Source organism: Sneathiella chungangensis, from assembly GCF_009882935.1.
Lineage (GTDB): Bacteria > Pseudomonadota > Alphaproteobacteria > Sneathiellales > Sneathiellaceae > Sneathiella > Sneathiella chungangensis.
On the sequence record NZ_WTVA01000001.1, the window covers coordinates 304717 to 323799 of the forward strand.

A 19083-nucleotide genomic window follows, 5' to 3' on the forward strand; every position below is an offset into this window, starting at 1 on the left:
AACTTGTCCTCACATTTCTTTTCTTAAATGGGATAGCGCCCCGGCTTTGGCCATTATATGGGGGCGCCACTCACAGATTTAAGACGCTTTCGCGCTTTCGTCCTCGCCTTCGGCTACAGGGGCTTCAGCTTCAGCTACAGCTTCAGGTTCCGCCACGGCCTCTTCCGGCGCGGCTTCCGCCTTTTCCTCAGCGGCCGGCGCTTCCTCAGCCGGAAGTTCCTCGGTCATCGCCGGAGTCTCCGCCGCCCCAAGATCGGTGCCCTGGCTTGCCATTTCCATGGAGATACCGTCGATAACCGCCTGCTTGAAGAGATCGCAATAGAGGCTGATGGCGCGAAGGGCATCATCATTGCCCGGCACCGGATAGGTGATGCCATCGGGATCGGAATTGCTGTCGAGGATCGCGACCACCGGAATACCGAGTTTGTTCGCTTCCTGAACCGCCAGTTCTTCCTTGTTGGTGTCAATCACCACGATGATGTTCGGCAGGCCGCCCATTTCCTTGATGCCGCCAAGAGCGCGTTCGAGTTTATCGCGCTGGCGGGTCATTTTCAGAACTTCCTTCTTGGTCAGCCCCGTATGTTCCTCGGACAGCTGCTCTTCAAGCTTGCGAAGCTGCTTGATTGATTCCGAAACCGTCTTCCAGTTGGTCAGCATACCGCCGAGCCAGCGATGGTTGACATAGAACTGCGCGCATTGCTTCGCGCTTTCGGCGATCACATCGGAGGCCTGACGCTTGGTGCCGACGAACAGAACACGTCCGCCGCCCGCAACCGTATCACGCACGACCTTGAGCGCCTGATAAAGCATCGGCACGGTCTGCTGCAGATCGAGAATATGGATTTTGTTACGGGCGCCGAAAATATAGGGACCCATTTTCGGGTTCCAGCGGCGGGATTGGTGACCAAAGTGAACACCAGCTTCCAGAAGCTGACGCATAGTAAAAGTAGGCAGAGCCATTCTGCAATCTCCTTTTCCGGTTGAACCTCCGTGAGCCGTGGTCCTGCGGATTATCCCGAGAACACCGGAAGGGAAAGACCAACACAGCCCTGCCCAAAGCTCACGTGTGAATTTAACAGTGCGCTAATTAGGCCGGTACGCCGCAATATGCAAGGGAAAAATACCGGATTACACCGATTTACACCGTTGAACGTCAAATATCATGCACATCGATGACCCCGGGCGCGGATTTGAGCGCCTGCCGCACTTCTGGCGTGATATTCACCTGATCCGACAGATCGAATTCTATTTCCTTCGCTTCATCCTCCAGGTTGAGGACAAACGCGACGCGCCCCCGGCCCCGGCCGCCCTGACGGAGGATCGCGGCGACGTCCGCAAGCGGCCTGTCGTCATTGGCGAAAATACGCACACCGTCCGCTATGTTCGCCGCGAGGGATTCGAGCCGTTGCAGGCTTTGCACCGTGAGCCGCGGCTGATCGCTGTCAAGATTGCCTGTGACGCGCAGTACCAACGATTGCCCCACCACCAGAAGGTCGCGGTACTTATCGAGTGTTTCGGCGAACATCGTCACTTCAAAGGCGCCGGTGGCGTCCGAAAGCTGGACGAAGGCGAGTGGCTTGCCCTTTCGCGTCCGAAGCTCACGCTTTCCCATCACCGTCCCGGCGAGGGTCGCCGCACTTTCAGAGGCGCCAAGGCTGGCGAGATACCCCGCCGCATCGCGCACACCCGCTTTGTCGAGGGTCTTGTCCCAAGCATCCAGCGGATGGCCCGAAAGATAGAAGCCGATCGCATCGAACTCCTGCTTCAACTGCTCCATCGCCGTCCAGCGGGACGGCTGCGGAAGCGGTGGGCGGGCCGCCAATGTCTCGGCGCCGCCGCCAAAGAGATTGACCTGGCCGGATCCCCTCTCCTCCTCTGACTGCTGGGCCTGACGCAACAGAATTTCAATTGAGGCGAACACCTGTGCGCGATGATCGAGAAGATCGTCAAAGGCGCCGGCGCGGACAAGATTCTCCGCCTGGCGCTTGTTCATATATTTCGGATTGAGCCGCTCCGCGAAGTCGAACAGATCCCGATAGGGGCCGTTTTCCTCTCGCTCGCGCACTATTCCCGCCATGGCTTCGCGCCCGACGTTCTTGACCGCCGCAAGGGCATAGCGCACCGCCCCCTGTTCCCCGTCGAATTCCACCGTGAATTCTACTTCCGACTTGTTCAGGCAGGGCGGATAAACCGGGATCTTCATCCGCTCCAGATCCTGGCGGAAGATATTGAGCTTGTCCGTATTGTTCATATCGAGGCTCATGGAGGCCGCCATGAACTCGACCGGGTAATTCGCCTTCAGCCAGGCCGTATGATAGGAGACGAGCGCATAGGCGGCGGCATGGGATTTGTTGAAGCCATAGTTGGCGAATTTCGCCACCAGATCAAAGATATGCGTTGCGTCCTTCTGGGTAATCCCCTTCTCATGCGCGCCTTTGGCAAAAATCGCGCGCTGCTGGTCCATTTCGGACTGGATTTTCTTGCCCATCGCCCGGCGCAGGAGATCGGCATCGCCAAGGCTGTAGCCCGCGAGCGTCTTGGCGATCTCCATCACCTGCTCCTGATAGATGATGACGCCGTATGTCTCCTCGAGCACCGGTTTCAGTTCCGGATGGAGATAATCCGGCTCCTCCTCCCCATGCTTGCGGCGGATATAGGTCGGGATGTTTTCCATGGGCCCCGGCCGGTAGAGCGCGACGATGGCGATGATATCCTCGAAGGCGTCGGGGCGCATCTTTCTGAGCATGTCCCGCATGCCGGAACTTTCCAGCTGGAAGATGCCGATGGTGTTGCCGGTGGAGAGAAGCTCGAACACCGCCGGATCATCGAGCGGCACCTTCGCATAATCGACCTCGATCCCGCGACGGGCCAGAAGCGCCTTCGCGCGATCCAGCACGGTCAGGGTCTTCAGGCCGAGAAAGTCGAACTTCACCAGACCCGCCGTCTCGGCATATTTCATGGAGAACTGCGTCACGGGCATGTCCGAGCGCGGATCGCGGTAGAGGGGGACCAGCTCGTCGAGCGGGCGGTCGCCAATCACGACGCCGGCCGCGTGGGTCGAGGCATGGCGGTACAATCCCTCGAGCTGCAGCGCGATCTCGAGAAGCTTCGCCACCTCCGGGTCCGTCGCTCGTTCCTCGCGCAAGCGCGGCTCCGTATCCAGTGCCTGCTGGAGGCTCACCGGATTGGCCGGGTTGGCCGGGATCATCTTGCTGATCCGGTCCACCTGCCCATAGGGCATCTGCAGCACGCGCCCGACATCGCGCACCGCCGCCTTCGCCTGCAACTTACCGAAGGTGATGATCTGCGCGACCTGGTCGTGACCGTATTTTTCCTGCACATAGCGGATGACCTGCTCACGCTTGTCCTGGCAGAAGTCGATATCGAAGTCCGGCATCGACACGCGCTCGGGGTTGAGGAAGCGTTCGAACAGCAGACCGAAACGAAGCGGATCGAGATCGGTGATGGTAAGCGCCCAGGCAACCACCGACCCTGCCCCCGAGCCGCGACCGGGCCCGACCGGCACGTCATGCTCCTTCGACCATTGGATGAAATCGGAAACGATCAGGAAATAGCCGGGGAATCCCATTTCATTGATCACCCCGATCTCATACTCGAGACGGTCGAAATATTCCTTCGATACAGTTTCCCGCTCCGCCTCCGTCATGCTCTCCGTAAAGACCTCATTTTCAAGACGGCGTTTGAGGCCTTTCGTTGCCATGGCCGCAAGCTCTCCGGCCTCATCACGCCCCTCCGCCGAGGAAAAGGCCGGCAGGATCGGGTCACGCTTCGGCGAGGCCACGGCGCAGCGCATCGCAATCACCAATGTATTGTCGATGGCTTCGGGCAGGTCGGAGAAAAGCTCGATCATTTCCGACTGGGATTTGAAATAATGCTCGGGCGTACGCTTGATGCGATCCTGATCGCCTACATATTTGCCGGCGGCAATACAGAGCAGCGCGTCATGCGCCTCATACATGCCCCGGTCCGCGAAGAAAACTTCGTTGGTGGCCACGAGCGGGATATCAAGATCATAGGCGATCTTTAAAAATCCGGGCTCGGTTTTCTTCTCGAGCGGAAGGCCGTGCCGCTGAAGCTCCATATAAAGGCGGCCATCAAAAACTTCTTTGAGCTTGCGGGCATACATTTCCGCCGCGTCAATCTGATCCGCGGCGATACGCCGGCCGAGCGGCCCTTCCGCCCCCCCGGTAAGACAGATCAGGCCCGTCGCATTTTCCGACAGCATCTCAAACGGAACCTGCGCGGTCTCTCCCGCCTCCGTCTTGAGGAAGGCATGGGACGTCAGTTTGAGAAGGTTGTTATAGCCGGCCTCGTCCTGCGCCAGCAACACAACGGGATCCGGTTCGGGCCGCCGTCCGCTCCTGTCGACGCCGTCCTCGCGCGTGATCGCAATCTGGCACCCGATGATCGGCTGCACGCCGCCGCCCATCATGGCCAGCGAAAATTCGAGGGCGCCGAACATGTTGTTGGTATCCGTGATGGCCACCGCCGGCATCTGGCAATTGCGGCAGAGTTTCAGGATATCCTTGACCGGCACCGCCCCCTCCGAGAGGGAATAGGCGGAATGGACACGCAAATGGACAAAACGGGGGCCCGCTTTCGCTACTGGCAACGGCACGTCTCCAATCTGTGATTTAAGCCGCCCCACTATCGCATGTCCTCGTCAAAAGGTAAGGCCTTGACAGCCTCTCCTATGAAGTTTTCTGTGGATAACTCCCTTCAGTTAGCCGCCCCCGCCGTCCTGCGACTGTCAACCCGTCAGCCCCGCAACGATATCCGCCCAGAAGACCATCAGCCCCAGCGCACTCGCGAAGGCCGCACATTCAAATCCACTTTTTATTATCTGGTCGAGATCCATGATGCTGCTCCTTTTTGTCTGTTGAAAGGCATAATGTTCTTGTTTTGTTCTTTTGTCAATGAGTTATTTCAACGCCAGTTTTTCACATTAAATCAGGATATTAATGGATAGAGCGGAAAACTGCCCGCTATGCCGTCACAAGATGATGATCGCGGACATGGAGGACGCGGTCCATGCGGCGGGCGAGTTCGATATTGTGCGTGGCGACCAGCGCGGCGACTTTACGGTCGCGGGTCGCATCGAGGAAATAATTAAACACCATTTCGGCGGTCTGCTCATCAAGGTTGCCGGTCGGTTCGTCGGCAAGCAAGACAAGCGGGTCATTGGCGAGCGCCCGGGCGATGGCAACGCGCTGCTGCTCCCCGCCCGAGAGTTTCGCCGGACGATGCGACAGCCGCTCCGCGAGCCCCATGCGCGTCAGGAGCTCCGTCGCATGCGCCCTCGCCGCCGACTTGGCGACGCCGGCGATCAGGTTCGGCATCATGACATTCTCAAGCGCCGAGAATTCCGGCAGCAGATGATGAAACTGGTAAACGAAGCCGATCTTATCGCGGCGCACCTCGGTCCGTTTGTTATCGCGCGCCTTGCTGCAATCGATCCCGTCGATAACAACGGTGCCGCTCGTCGGCGGCTCAAGAAGTCCGGCAATCTGCAGAAGCGTCGACTTGCCGGAGCCCGACGGGCCGAGCAACGCGACAATCTCGCCGGGGCGCAGCTCCAGCTCCACATTTTCGAGCACCAGCAGCTTTTCCTGCCCCTGCGCGAAGGTGCGACCGATATTTTCAAGCTTCAGGACCGGCTCACTCATATCGCAGCGCCTCCACCGGATCGAGACGCGCCGCCCGCCAGGAAGGATAAATTGTCGCCAGCAGCGAAATGACGAGTGCCATGATAACTACCGTCGTCACCTCAACCGGATCGATCTTGGCGGGCAGATGGGAGAGGAAATAAATCTCGGCAGAGAAAAGCTCCGCCCCCGTCATACCTTCAATCAGGCCCTTGATACGGTCGATATTGGCGCAAAAACCGAGCCCGAGCGCAAAGCCGAAGGCCGTGCCGATCACGCCGATGCTGGCACCCGAAATAAAGAAGACGCGCATGATCATGCCGCGCGTCGCCCCCATGGTGCGAAGAATGGCGATATCCCGCCCCTTGTCCTTCACCAGCATGATCAGGCTTGAAATGATGTTGAAGGCCGCGACGAGAATGATCAGAGTCAGGATCAGGAACATGACGTTCCGCTCGACCTCCAAGGCATTGAAGAAACTCGCGCGGGACTGCTGCCAGTCATAGATGAAGGCGCGGATATTCACCGCCTGGATAATCTCGCGGCGGATCTCGAGCGCCTTCTCGGGGTCCGACGCATAAACCTCGAGCGCGGTAACGCCGTCGCCGAGACGGAAATAACTCTGCGCCGCCGTCAGCGACATATAGATATAGCCGCTGTCATACTCATACATCCCGGTATCGAAGAGCGCCGCAACGTCATAGGTTTTCACCCGCGGCATGGTGCCGAAGGCCGTCGGCGTGCCATTGGCGGAAATGAGTTTCACCTTGTCCCCCGCCGCAACACCAAGGGTGCGCGCGAGCCGGTAGCCCAGGACGATCGAATTGTCATCGCCGAAGGTCTCGAGAGAGCCGTCGACGATATTCGTCGAAATGACATCGAGCGAGGCCAGCTGGTTCGGCGAAATTCCGCGCACAAGCGCGCCGCTCGCCTCCTTGCCGGAGGCCATCACCTGCCCCTCGACGATCGGCGTGACACGCCTGACATCGGGAATTGCGGAAAGACGCGCCACCACGCCGCCATAATCCACAAGCGATTCCTCCGCCGGGGCCCGCACTTCGTAATGACCGTTAAGGCCAAGAATGCGGTCAAGCAGCTCGGCGCGGAAGCCGTTCATGACGGACATAACAATGATCAGGGTCGCGACGCCCAAACCGATCCCGAGAAAGGAGAAGGTGGCGATGACGGAAATAAAGCCTTCCTGCCGCCGGGCGCGCAGATAGCGAAGCGCCATCGTCCATTCGAAGCGGGAAAACACTAGCCCCGGCCCACCAGAAATTCGAGGGCGGCGTCAACGGACAGTTCCTGTTTTTCGCCGGTGCTGCGGTTCTTGACCTCGACCATCCCCGCTTTCACGCCGCGCGGGCCGATGGTCGCCTGCCAGGGAAGGCCGATCAGGTCCATTTTCGCGAACTTTTCGCCGGCTCGTCCCGCCGTATCGTCATACAGCACCTCGACAGTCGCGGTCTTCAGCTTGCCATAGAAATCCTCGCAGGCCGCATCACAGGCGTCATCGCCGCTTTTGAGATTGATCAGGCCGACCTTGAACGGCGCGACGCTTTCCGGCCAGATGATGCCATCGTCATCATGGCTTGCCTCGATAATGCCACCGACAAGGCGGGAGACGCCAATTCCGTAGGAGCCCATGGAGACAGTCACGTCCTTGCCGTCCGGCCCGGCAACCGCCGCGCCCATGGCCTTTGAATATTTGTCGCCGAAATGGAAAATATGGCCGACCTCGATCCCGCGGCGGGAGACAAGATCCCCTGCGCTCACATCGCAATTTTCCGGATCATGCATATCATCCGCCGCCGCATAATAGCTCGTCCATTGATCGACGATTTCCTGAAGTTCCGTGGCGGAATAATTTTCCTGTTCCGGCGTTTCAAGGGTCAGCAGGTCCTTGTGGTAGAAAACCTCGCTTTCGCCGGTATCGGCGAGCACGATGAATTCATGCGACAGGTCGCCGCCGATGGGGCCGGTCTCCGCACGAAGCGGTATCGCCTTCAATCCAAGACGCGCGAATGTCTTAAGGTAAGCCACAAACATATTGTTGTAAGCCGTTTTGGCGCCTTCATAATCCAGATCGAACGAATAGGCATCCTTCATCAGGAATTCGCGGCCCCGCATGATTCCGAAGCGTGGACGCACTTCATCTCGGAACTTCCACTGGATATGATAGAGATTGAGCGGCAGGTTCTTGTAGCTCTTCACGTGGGAGCGGAAAATATCCGTCACCTGCTCCTCATTCGTCGGGCCGTAGAGCATGTCGCGCTCATGCCGGTCGGTGATGCGCAGCATTTCCTTGCCATAATCGTCATAGCGGCCGGATTCCCGCCAAAGATCGGCCGGCTGCAAGGTCGGCATCAGGATTTCAAGGGCGCCGGCCCTGTCCTGTTCCTCCCGCACGATGCGTTCGATATTCTTCAATACCCGAAACCCCATCGGCAACCAGCTGTAAATGCCGGCGGACGACTGCTGGATCATCCCAGCCCGGAGCATCAGGCGATGCGAAACGATCTGCGCTTCCTTTGGGTCTTCCTTCAGTGTCGGGAGAAAAAAACGGGACAGACGCATGGGAGCCTCGGTTAAATAATACTCAGTTGAATAGATGTCAGACTTTTAACGGGATTTACCAAGATTGCAAGGATTTCACCCTATTGATAACGCTTGCGGCATTCATTTGCGATGGCATTCTCCACCGGATCGGCAAGTTCCTGACCGTTATAGAGCAGACTTCCCGTCGCAAGATCATATTCAACAGTGCCGACATATACTTCCGCATTTTTAAGTTTCGGATTATAGTTTTTGAGTAAATCCTTAAAGGGAATAGATAAATCTATAAATATCCTGTCGGGTATCTGGAGTTGGTTTCCGCCGTTGATATCGGCCGGCGCCACCGGCCGCCCATGTACGTCGACACCGCCCTTATAGGCGACATCCGGTTCGGGGATATATTTGACGATCCGCTGGCAATCGATTTTCGACACTTCGATTTGGATATCTTCGGCGAAGGCGACCGCGCCAAAAAACATCAGCGGCAGCAAAAGACACAACAACCGGAGCAGCCGCGCCATGCTAGGTCCCCTGGAAGTAGGCGCGAAAATCGATCAGCTCGAGATCGATGACCGTATAGATGATCACGAAAATAAGGATTGTTATCAACGTCGTCATCGCGAACTTGGTCCAGATCCTCGGGTGAACCGGCGCGCTTTCGACGGTCCCGGGTTCAATCTCCCCCTCCTGCTCGCCTTGCGGCCTTACGCCCCAGGGCAGAACCGTGAAGAGGACCACCATCCAGACAATACAGAAGACAACGATGCCGCCGACAAGTGACATATCGCCGCCCTATACCTGTTCCAGCTCGACGAGCGTGCCGCTGAAATCCTTCGGATGCAGGAAAAGAACCGGTTTCTTGTGGGCGCCGATCTTGGGTTCGCCATCACCAAGAACGCGAGCCCCCTTGGCTTTCAGCTGATCGCGCGCCGCGAGGATATCCTCCACTTCGTAGCAGACATGGTGAATACCGCCCGACGCATTCTTCTTCAAAAAGCCCTCAATCGGGGAATTTTCTCCAAGCGGATGCAACAGCTCTATTTTCGTGTTGTCGAGCTCGACGAAAACCACGGTCACGCCGTTGTCCGGCTCATCCTGCGGCGCGCTTACCTTCGCGCCCAGCGTATCGCGATAAACCGCGGCGGCCGCCGCCAGATCCGGAACCGCAATGGCAACATGGTTCAATCGTCCAATCATCTTTCAGCTTCCTTACTCTTCTTCAAATCTTATGACATAAATATCGGTGATCGGCCGCCGTCCGGCAAGCCTTCGGAAAACCCGGCGGACCGCATTATGCGCTGTTTCCTCGACTTTTTCATCATCCAGTTTTTCTTGTTTTTTCAACTGGTTATGGCGTTCTATTATCTGCGCCTTGAGTTCCTTTTGCAATTCGGGGAACAGATTCTCATCGACAACGCCGCGAAGGCGGATGATCGGGTCCTCCGTGATATGGCCCTTTTCATTGACCAGAACAACCCCGCTGACGGCGCCATTAAAGACAAGCCGGCGTCGGGTTGACAGGAATTCGCCATCCAGCGGCGTCAGCCCGCCCGCGTCAACGGCAAGCCGTCCCGAGGGCACATCCGCGATGATTTCTGCATCCCCCGGCGCGAGCCTGAGGATATTGCCGTTTGTAATCTCGATTGCCTGCTCAACGCCGAGCGACCGGGCGAGTTCGCAATGGGCGCGGATATGGCGCGCCTCCCCATGCACCGGAATCGCGATCTTCGGCTTGACGATCCCGTACATATCGGTCAATTCCCCGCGTGCCGGATGTCCGGAAACATGAACGAATTCATCGGCTTCCGTGATGACCTCAATGCCCTTTTCCGTCAATTGGTTATGCAGCGCATAGAGCGTCTTTTCATTGCCCGGGATGACCTTGGAAGAGAAAATGACCGTATCGCCGGGATCAAGCGCGATATGCGCATGCTCGCCGCGGGCAATCCGGGCCATGGCGCCACGCGCTTCGCCCTGGCTCCCCGTACAGAGCAGCAGGATCTTGTCGCGCGGAATATGACTTGCATCTTTTTCATCAATAAAGGGCGGCAAGTCATTGAGATATCCTGATCTTTTCGCGGCCTCCGTCATCCGATGCAGCGACCGCCCGACCAGCACCACATGCCGGTCGTGGCGCTCGGCCACGCTGGCGATCGTCATCAGCCGCGCGATATTGGACGCAAAGGTCGTGACCGCGATCCGTCCTGTCGGAATACCCCCGAGGATCACATCGAGACTATCCTGCACATCAAGCTCGGATCCCGACACCCCCGCCTTGAAGACATTGGTGGAATCACAGATCATGGCGAGAACGCCCTGCTCCGACACGCGCTGCATTTTGACAAGGTTGCTGGCGGGCCCGACCACCGGATCGGGATCGAGCTTCCAGTCGCCGCTATGGAGGACACGTCCGTAAGGGGTCGTGATCATCAGGGCCTGCATTTCCGGAATGGAATGAGTGAGGTCGACAAAATCGATATGGAAATCGCCGATGGCCATGGAACTGCCGGGCGCGACCACATTGACCTCGACGTCATTCTCCAGCCCCTCTTCCGCCAGTTTCAACGCCAGAATTTCAGCCGTAAAGGGACTGGTATATACCGGGCATTGAAACTGCGGCCAGAGACGCGCGACGGCCCCGACATGATCCTCATGCGCATGGGTGACGATAATCGCGAGCAGATCCGCCCTCCGTTCGGCAATCCAGGTTGGATCCGGGACGATGACATCGATCCCCGGCGCCCTGTCATCGGCGAAGGAGATCCCGCAATCGATCATCACCCATTTGCCATTACAGCAATAAAGGTTGAGATTCATGCCGATTTCCCCGCTCCCGCCGAGCGGAAGAAAGTAAAGGCCGTTTTTTAAACTGGCGTCTAAATTACCCATAAAAGCTTTCAATTATTCTTGTAAAAAATTTCGACGAGACCGGTCAGCGTCAGATCCGCGTCAACATGATCGATGATATCGGTTCCCTTGTCGAACAGGGGGGCGAGACCGCCGGTCGCGATGACTTTCAGATTCTCGCCATATTCGGCGCGAATTCTGGCGATCAATCCCTCGATCATGGCGATGTAGCCCCAATAGATGCCGGATTGCATACATTCAAGCGTATTTTTGCCGATCACCCGCGACGGCCGTGCGACGGCAATGCGCGGCAGCTTCGCCGCCGCCTTGTGCAGGGCATCGAGGCTGAGATTAACCCCCGGCGCAATGACCCCGCCGATATAGTTCCCGTTTTCGTCAACTACATCGAGGGTCGTTCCCGTGCCAAAATCGACAACGACAAGCGGCCCGCCGTAAATCGCATGGGCGGCAACCGCATCGACCAACCGGTCGGCGCCCGCCTCGGCCGGATTGTCGATCAGCGGCTTCATGCCAAGATCGACGCCCGCCTCGCCGATGACCATGGGCGCAACGCCAAAATAGCGGCGGCAAAATCCCTTGATGTTGAACAGGGTTTCCGGAACCACGGTGGCGACGATGGCATCTTTGATATCGCCAAGCTTCAAGTTGTCGAGCGCCATTGCCTGACTAAGCCAGACGCCGTACTCCTCCGCGGTGCGAGACGCGGAGGTCGATATCCGCCATTCATTGACGAGCTTGCGGTCGTTATAGGCTGCGCAGGTAATATTGGTATTTCCGACATCAATCGCCAGTAACATACATGCCTCCTGTTATTGTCCCGACGCCGGGGCAAAAAAAATCTCGCCCGCCGTTATCCGTTTCTTTTCACCCGTATCGAGCTCAAGGATCAACGCCCCGTTTTCATCGAGGCCGAGGAAAAGACCGTCCAGCGTCTCGTTGGACAGTCGGGCGGTAATCCGCTCGCCGATTCCTGTCGCATGATTGAGCCATCGATCGCGGATTGGGGCAAACCCCTCGCGCTTCCAGACCATATAGAGCGCAAGCAGGGCATATCCATAGGCCGACAGAACGTCACCAACGCCGACTTTGGCCCCCGCGGCGGACAGGGACGTTGCGGGCAGACCATCGGTCCGCTCGGGAAACGTCGCGATATTAATTCCAGTCCCGACGATGACATAATCCATTTTACCGTCAGGCCTCGTCTTGCTTTCAAGCAGGATGCCGGCTGTCTTGTGACCATCAATCAGAACATCGTTGGGCCATTTAAGACCGAGAGACTGCGCGCGCGGCAATAATGGGGCGATGGCGTCATGCAGGCCCAGGGCCACCAGGAATGAAAGACGCGCCGCCTCCGTAGGTTCGCAGTTAGGACGGAGAATCAGCGAGCAGTACAAGTTCCCCTCCGGGCTTACCCACTGCCGCCCGCGCCGGCCGACCCCCTGCTCCTGTCGCTTCGCCCAGGCGATGGTCCCCTCCTCCGCGCCGGCTTCGGCCAGCTTACGGGCCTCGACGTTGGTGCTGCCAACAACGTCGTAGGCATGAAGCCTGAAAAACGGTGGAAGATCCACGCCGCCATCCGGGGATTGGTTCACGAGAACAATACAGCCGCCGCCGCCTGGGCACCCTCAAGGAGCGGTGCCGGAAAGAGAACGAAGAATGCCACGAACAGACCTGAAACCGTCATGATGATCGACTGCGTCCGGCTGGTCGGCTCAAACCCTTCCGCGGGATCATCGAAATACATGATTTTGACAATCCTGAGGTAATAATAGGCGCCAACGACGGACGTCACCAAGCCAATCACCGCGAGCGGAATAAGCCCGGCATTGATCGCCGCAATGAAGATATAGAATTTGCCGAAAAAGCCAGCGAGCGGCGGAATACCGGCAAGGCTGAACATGAAGATCAGGAAGAAGAACGCCATCCAGGGCTGCGACTTGCTGAGACCCGCGAGTTCCGATATCTCCTCGACCATGCCGTCACGATGACGCATGGAGAGAATGCAGGCGAAGGTGCCGATATTCATCACCACATAGATCGCCATATAGATCAGCACACCGCGCACCCCTTCCTCGGTTCCGGCGGCAAGCCCGACGAGGGCGTAGCCGATATGTCCGATGGAGGAATAGGCCATCAGTCGCTTGATATTCTTCTGGTTGATCGCGGCAAAGGCGCCAAGGATCATCGAGGCGACGGAAATGAAGATGATGATCTGCTGCCACTGCCCGACCAGTTCCCCAAATGGCGTGATGAATACGCGGAGGAACAGGGCAATTGCGGCGACCTTCGGCGCGGCCGCGAAAAAGGCCGTCACCGGCGTCGGCACCCCTTCGTAAACGTCCGGTGTCCACATATGGAACGGCACGGCGGAGACCTTGAAGGCAAGACCCGCAATCATGAAGACGATGCCGATCAACAGGCCAATACCTGCTTCTTCTGCCCCGCTCTTGAAAAGACCGGCGAGAACATCGAAGTTCGTCGTCCCGGTGAAGCCGTAAATCAACGAGACGCCATAGAGCAGCATGCCCGAGGACAGGGCGCCGAGAACGAAATATTTAAGACCCGCCTCCGTCGAGCGGACGCTGTCCCGCTTGAAGGCAGCCGTCACATAGAGCGACAGGCTCATCAGCTCGATGCCAAGATACATGGTCATCAGATCGTTGGCCGAAATCATCACCATCATGCCGAGGGTGGCTATCACGATGAGGATGGGGAATTCGAACCGCACCATCTTCTCGCGTTTGTTGAAATCGATGGACATGATCACGGCGAAGGCCGACGCGCCGAGGCAGAGGGTCTTCATGAAGATGCCGAAGGCGTCGTCCCGGTACAGTCCGTCAAAGGTGGTAACGCTGGTTTGCGCCTCGAACTGTACCAGGAATCCGGCGATAATAAAGGCCAGAACCGACAGCCAGCAGATCAGGCTGGTCGCCTTGTTTCCGCGAAAGGCACCGATCATCAGGAGCGCCATGGCGACACAGGCGAGGAATATTTCCGGAAGTGCGATTGAAAAATCAGGCAAACCCATTTCTTTAATCCTACCTACTTAGACGCGTTGATGATTGCTTTGCCGGCCTGCAAGGCCGTCTCATGCTGGTCCATCAGATTGATGACGGACGCATGCATGACATCAAGGAACGGCTCGGGATAGATGCCAATCCAGAACGCCACGAGAATGAGCGGCGTAAAGATGATGATTTCCCGGCGCCCTACATCCACAATGTTCTTGAGGTCTTCTTTCACCAACTCTCCGAAGACAACCCGCCGGTAAAGCCACAGGCTGTAGGCTGCACCGAGGATCACGCCGATGGTCGCAAGGAAGGCAACCGTCGTATTCACCTGATAGGTGCCGACCAGGATAAGGAACTCGCCGACAAAGCCGCTGGTTCCCGGCAGGCCGATGGTGGCCATGGTGAAGATCATGAAAATCAACGCATAGCGGGGCATCCGGTTGACAAGTCCGCCGTAGCGGGCGATCTCGCGGGTGTGCATGCGGTCGTAAACCACCCCGACGCACAGGAACAGTGCACCGGAAACAATACCATGGCTGATCATCTGCAGGATGCCGCCTTCCAGCCCCTGCTGGGTGAGTGTGAACATACCGATCGTAATGAACCCCATATGCGCGACGGAAGAATAGGCGATCAGCTTCTTCATGTCCTTCTGCACAAGTGCCACGAGCGAGGTATAGAGGATGGCGACCACGCTGAGGGCGAAGATGAGCGGCGCAAAATAATCAGATCCTTCCGGGAACATCGGGATCGAGAAGCGCAAAAAGCCGTATCCGCCCATTTTCAGGAGCACGCCGGCCAGAATGACCGATCCCGCCGTCGGCGCCTGCACATGGGCATCGGGCAGCCAGGTATGCACCGGCCACATCGGCACCTTCACCGCGAAGGACGCAAAGAAGGCAAGCCACAGCCAGAGCTGCAGATGCGGATCAAAATTAAAGTCGATCAAGGTCGGGATATCGGTCGTGCCCGCGATGAAATACATGGTGATCATCGCCGCCAGCATCAGGACCGAGCCGATCAGGGTATAGAGGAAGAACTTGAAGCTTGCATAAACCCGCTGTGCCCCGCCCCAAATTCCGATAATCAGGAACATCGGGATCAGCCCCGCCTCGAAGAAGAGGTAGAAGAGCACCATGTCAAGCGCGCAGAAAACCCCGATCATCAGGGTTTCCATGACCAGGAAGGCGATCATATATTCGCGTACCCGGACCGTAATCGCCTCCCAGCTCGCCAGAATGCAGAGCGGCATCAGGAAGGTGGTCAGGATGATGAAGAGCATCGAAATGCCATCCACACCCATATGATAGTTGATGTTCCCCCCGAGCCAGTCGCCTTTTTCGACGAACTGGAAGGCGGCTGTCCCGTTTTCGAAATTGATCCAGACGAAAAGGGAAATCACGAAGGTGAACAGCGTCGTCCAGAGCGCCACCCAGCGGGCGTTGCGGGCAGAGGATTCTTCCTTGCCGCTGGTCAGCAGAATAAGCAGCACCCCGACCAGGGGCAGAAATGTCACCGTTGATAAGATTGGCCAATCAAGCATGACTTAATGTCCACCCGCGAAGAAAAAGTAAGAAACAAAGGCTGCAACGCCGAGCAGCATGGCGAATGCGTAATGATACATGTACCCGCTTTGAAGCTGCGACGCACGCCGGGCCAGTACCAACACCCGGCCCGCGATCCCGTCCGGCCCCAGGCCGTCGATCACCTTGCCGTCACCGAAGGTCCAGAAGAACCGGCCGATGGCCTTGGCAGGCCGCACGAAGAGGAAGTCGTACAGCTCGTCGAAATACCATTTGTTCAGCAGGAACTGATAAAGCGCCGAATGGGTCTTGGCGAGCTGCACCGGGATATCCGTCCGGCGGATATACATCTGATAGGTGAGCGCAATGCCGAAAACACCGAGAACCAGCGGCAATAGCTTGACCCAGAGCGGCACATGATGGGCATCCAGCATCGCCGTGCTGTTCTCCAGCATCAGGATGGAGGCACCCCAGAATTCCCGGAAATCCTCTCCGGTCATCGGTCCGGCGAACAGCATACCGGCGAAAATCGCTCCCGCCGCCAAAACGCCAAGCGGGATCAGCATGACCATCGGGCTTTCATGGACATGCGCCATGACTTCCTTGCTCGCCCGTGGCTCCCCATGGAAGGTCATGAAGATGAGACGGCCCGAATAGAAGGCCGTCAGCAAAGCCGCCGCCACGCCCGCCCAGAAGGCATAGTCACCGACGCCGGTATGGGCCGCGAAGGCGCTTTCGATGATCAGGTCTTTCGAATAATAGCCGGCAAAGAGAGGAATACCGGCAAGCGCCAGTGACCCGATCCACATCATCGCGTAGGTGACTTTAATATGCTTCCAGAGCCCGCCCATCTTGCGCATGTCCTGCTCGTCAGAGACCGCATGAATGACGGACCCCGCGCTCAGGAACAAAAGCGCCTTGAAGAAGGCATGGGTGAAGAGATGGAAAATCGCTGCCGGATAGGCGCCAATGCCAAGGGCGAAGAACATATAGCCGAGCTGCGAGCAGGTCGAATAGGCAATCACCCGCTTGATATCGTTCTGCACAAGGCCGATGGTCGCCGCAAAGAAACAGGTTGTCGCGCCGACGACCGTCACCACCATCAGGGCTTCGGGCGAATATTCGAAAATCGGTGAGCAGCGCGCGACCATGAAGACACCGGCGGTCACCATCGTCGCGGCATGGATAAGGGCGGAAACCGGCGTCGGCCCCTCCATCGCGTCAGGTAGCCAGGTATGCAGGCCAATCTGCGCCGACTTGCCCATGGCGCCGACAAACAGCAACAGGCACAGCGTCGTCAGGATATCGACCTGATAGCCGAGGAATTCAAAGGTCTGCCCCGCCTGGCTAGGCGCAGCGGCGAAGACCTCATCGAAGCTCACGGAATTGAATACGAAGTAAATCCCCATGATGCCGAGCGCGAAGCCGAAATCGCCGACGCGATTGACGACAAAAGCCTTGATCGCCGCGGCATTGGCTGCCGGCTTTTTGTACCAGAAACCGATCAGCAGATAACTCGCGAGACCAACCCCTTCCCAGCCGAAATACAGCTGAACAAAGTTATCCGAGGTCACCAGCATCAGCATGGCGAAGGTAAAGAGCGAGAGATAGGCCATAAAGCGCGGCTTGTGCGGATCATGGGACATATAGCCGATGGAATAGACATGCACGACGGCCGAGACCGTGTTCACCACCACCAACATCACCGCCGTAAGGCTGTCGATACGAAGCGCCCAGTTGACGTCAAAATCCCCGGAATTGATCCAGGTCAGAAGCTCGACCGCTTCTGTTGTCTGCTGAAACGCGATCTGGTAGAGCGCGACCCAGGAAAGAATGGCACTGATGATCACGGCGCCGCAGGTAATCAGCTGGCTGCCGCGATCGCCGAGGGAGCGACCGAAAAGCCCCGCAATCAGGGCCGCAAGCAGCGGCAGGAAAACAATGAGGACGTACATCATGATTTTGTCTTAACCCTTCATGTGATGGATGTCCTCAACCGCGATGGTGCCGCGATTTCGGAAGTAAACGACAAGAATGGCCAGGCCAATCGCCGCCTCGCCGGCCGCCACGGTCAGGATGAACAGCGCGAACACCTGACCGACCAGGTTGCCGAGAAACGCGGAAAAGGCGACGAGATTGATATTGACCGCGAGCAGGATAAGCTCAATCGACATCAGAATGACGATAACATTCTTCCGATTCAGGAAAATACCGAAAATACCCAAGGTCAGCAAAATCGCCGACACTGTCAGGTAATGTGCAAGACCGATTTCCATAATTCCCCCTTACACGCCCTGTCCAGGCTCAACTTTACGAACCGCCATGGACTCTTCCGGACGACGGTAAACCTGGGTCGCGATATTCTGCTTGCGCACCCCGGCGCGCTTGCGGTTCGTCAGAACGATCGCCCCGATCATCGCAACCAGCAGGATCATGCCCGCGATCTGGAATAGATAGGCATAATCAGTATAGATGATCTGCCCGAGCTGTTCCGTATTGGTGAGACCGGACGTAAGCGGCGCGACCTGCGAACTGACGTCCAGGGCTTCGGGCGAGAGCACCCATCCGCTCACCACCAGGATCAGCTCGATCAGCAGGATAATACCGACGAGACCGCCGATCGGCAGATACTGCAAAAATCCCTGACGCAATTCCGCGAAGTTGATATCAAGCATCATGACGACGAAGAGGAAAAGCACCGCGACGGCGCCGACATAGACAACTACGAGGATCATCGCCAGGAACTCCGCCCCGAGCAGCACGAACAGCGCCGCCGAGTTGAAAAAGGCAAGGATCAGATACAGCACCGAATGAACGGGATTCTTCGCCGAGATCACCATAAAGGCCGAGGCAATGGTCATCGCCGCAAAAAGATAGAAGGCAATCGTCGAGATAATCATCGCGCCCCTCTTTCCGTAACTTTCAGATCCGTCATTTTCATGGCTGTCTCAATTTTACCTTCGATTATCTGTAGGGCGCGTCGGCGACCAGATTCTGCGCGATTTCCTGCTCCCAGCGGTCGCCGTTGGCGAGCAGCTTTTCCTTGTCATAGAAAAGCTCTTCCCGGGTTTCCGTAGCGAATTCGAAATTCGGTCCTTCGACAATCGCGTCCACCGGGCAGGCCTCCTGACAGAAGCCGCAATAGATGCATTTGGTCATATCGATGTCATAGCGGGTGGTGCGCCGGCTGCCGTCTTCGCGCGGCTCCGCCTCGATGGTGATGGCGAGCGCCGGGCAGGCCGCCTCGCAGAGTTTGCAGGCGATGCAGCGCTCTTCCCCGTTGGGATACCGCCGAAGCACATGTTCGCCGCGGAACCGGGGGCTCAGCGGACCCTTTTCATAGGGATAGTTGATGGTCGCCTTCGTCTTGAACATATAGCGGAATGTCGTCGCGAGACCCGTGACGATTTCCGTAAGGAGCAGACTGCGCGCCTGTTTATCGATAAAGCTCATATTAAA

Annotated in this window: 17 protein-coding genes; all 17 read right to left on the reverse strand. The window is 57.5% G+C overall.

The features are described from left to right. Positions 1–78 precede the first annotated feature (78 nt). Positions 79–960 carry a 30S ribosomal protein S2 gene (gene rpsB, locus GQF03_RS01450; protein WP_161337406.1) on the reverse strand — a complete coding sequence of 294 codons (882 nt, stop codon included), beginning with the start codon at positions 958–960 and terminating at the stop codon, positions 79–81. A 193-nt stretch (positions 961–1153) separates the two neighbouring features. After that, positions 1154–4633, reverse strand: a complete 3480-nt coding sequence (gene dnaE, locus GQF03_RS01455; protein ID WP_161337407.1) for a DNA polymerase III subunit alpha — start codon at positions 4631–4633, stop codon at positions 1154–1156. Positions 4634–5006: 373 nt separating this feature from the next. Then, entirely contained in the window at positions 5007–5687 is a 681-nt protein-coding gene (locus tag GQF03_RS01460; protein WP_161337408.1) for an ABC transporter ATP-binding protein, read from the reverse strand. Beyond that, a complete protein-coding gene (locus tag GQF03_RS01465; protein ID WP_161337409.1) occupies positions 5680–6900 on the reverse strand; it encodes a lipoprotein-releasing ABC transporter permease subunit in 1221 nt (406 codons plus the stop codon). The genes GQF03_RS01460 and GQF03_RS01465 overlap by 8 nt, the downstream gene beginning before the upstream one ends. A gap of 23 nt (positions 6901–6923) precedes the next feature. Continuing rightward, positions 6924–8243, reverse strand: a complete 1320-nt coding sequence (proS, locus tag GQF03_RS01470; protein ID WP_161337410.1) for a proline--tRNA ligase — start codon at positions 8241–8243, stop codon at positions 6924–6926. A gap of 80 nt (positions 8244–8323) precedes the next feature. Further along, positions 8324–8743 carry a hypothetical protein gene (locus tag GQF03_RS01475; protein WP_161337411.1) on the reverse strand — a complete coding sequence of 140 codons (420 nt, stop codon included), beginning with the start codon at positions 8741–8743 and terminating at the stop codon, positions 8324–8326. Between the two features lies 1 nt (position 8744). Continuing rightward, positions 8745–9005, reverse strand: a complete 261-nt coding sequence (locus GQF03_RS01480) for a DUF1467 family protein (RefSeq protein ID WP_161337412.1) — start codon at positions 9003–9005, stop codon at positions 8745–8747. Positions 9006–9014: 9 nt separating this feature from the next. Continuing rightward, positions 9015–9419: a methylmalonyl-CoA epimerase gene (gene mce / locus GQF03_RS01485; protein WP_161337413.1), complete on the reverse strand. Its 405-nt coding sequence runs from the start codon at positions 9417–9419 to the stop codon at positions 9015–9017. Between the two features lie 12 nt (positions 9420–9431). Then, a complete protein-coding gene (locus GQF03_RS01490) occupies positions 9432–11111 on the reverse strand; it encodes a ribonuclease J (RefSeq protein WP_161337414.1) in 1680 nt (559 codons plus the stop codon). Between the two features lie 8 nt (positions 11112–11119). Next, a complete protein-coding gene (locus GQF03_RS01495; protein ID WP_161337415.1) occupies positions 11120–11887 on the reverse strand; it encodes a type III pantothenate kinase in 768 nt (255 codons plus the stop codon). 12 nt (positions 11888–11899) lie between these two features. After that, complete coding sequence (locus GQF03_RS01500; RefSeq protein ID WP_161337416.1) at positions 11900–12658, reverse strand: biotin--[acetyl-CoA-carboxylase] ligase; 759 nt, start codon at positions 12656–12658, stop codon at positions 11900–11902. 20 nt (positions 12659–12678) lie between these two features. Then, positions 12679–14118, reverse strand: coding sequence for an NADH-quinone oxidoreductase subunit NuoN (gene nuoN / locus GQF03_RS01505; RefSeq protein WP_161337417.1), 1440 nt, complete (start codon positions 14116–14118; stop codon positions 12679–12681). 14 nt (positions 14119–14132) lie between these two features. Beyond that, a complete protein-coding gene (locus GQF03_RS01510) occupies positions 14133–15644 on the reverse strand; it encodes an NADH-quinone oxidoreductase subunit M (protein WP_161337418.1) in 1512 nt (503 codons plus the stop codon). Positions 15645–15647: 3 nt separating this feature from the next. Continuing rightward, complete coding sequence (gene nuoL / locus GQF03_RS01515) at positions 15648–17579, reverse strand: NADH-quinone oxidoreductase subunit L (RefSeq protein WP_161338071.1); 1932 nt, start codon at positions 17577–17579, stop codon at positions 15648–15650. A gap of 12 nt (positions 17580–17591) precedes the next feature. Further along, a complete protein-coding gene (gene nuoK / locus GQF03_RS01520) occupies positions 17592–17900 on the reverse strand; it encodes an NADH-quinone oxidoreductase subunit NuoK (RefSeq protein ID WP_161337419.1) in 309 nt (102 codons plus the stop codon). Between the two features lie 9 nt (positions 17901–17909). Beyond that, on the reverse strand, positions 17910–18524 hold the full coding sequence (locus GQF03_RS01525; protein ID WP_161337420.1) for an NADH-quinone oxidoreductase subunit J: 615 nt from the start codon (positions 18522–18524) through the stop codon (positions 17910–17912). Positions 18525–18588: 64 nt separating this feature from the next. Continuing rightward, on the reverse strand, positions 18589–19077 hold the full coding sequence (gene nuoI, locus GQF03_RS01530) for an NADH-quinone oxidoreductase subunit NuoI (RefSeq protein ID WP_161337421.1): 489 nt from the start codon (positions 19075–19077) through the stop codon (positions 18589–18591). Positions 19078–19083 lie beyond the last annotated feature (6 nt).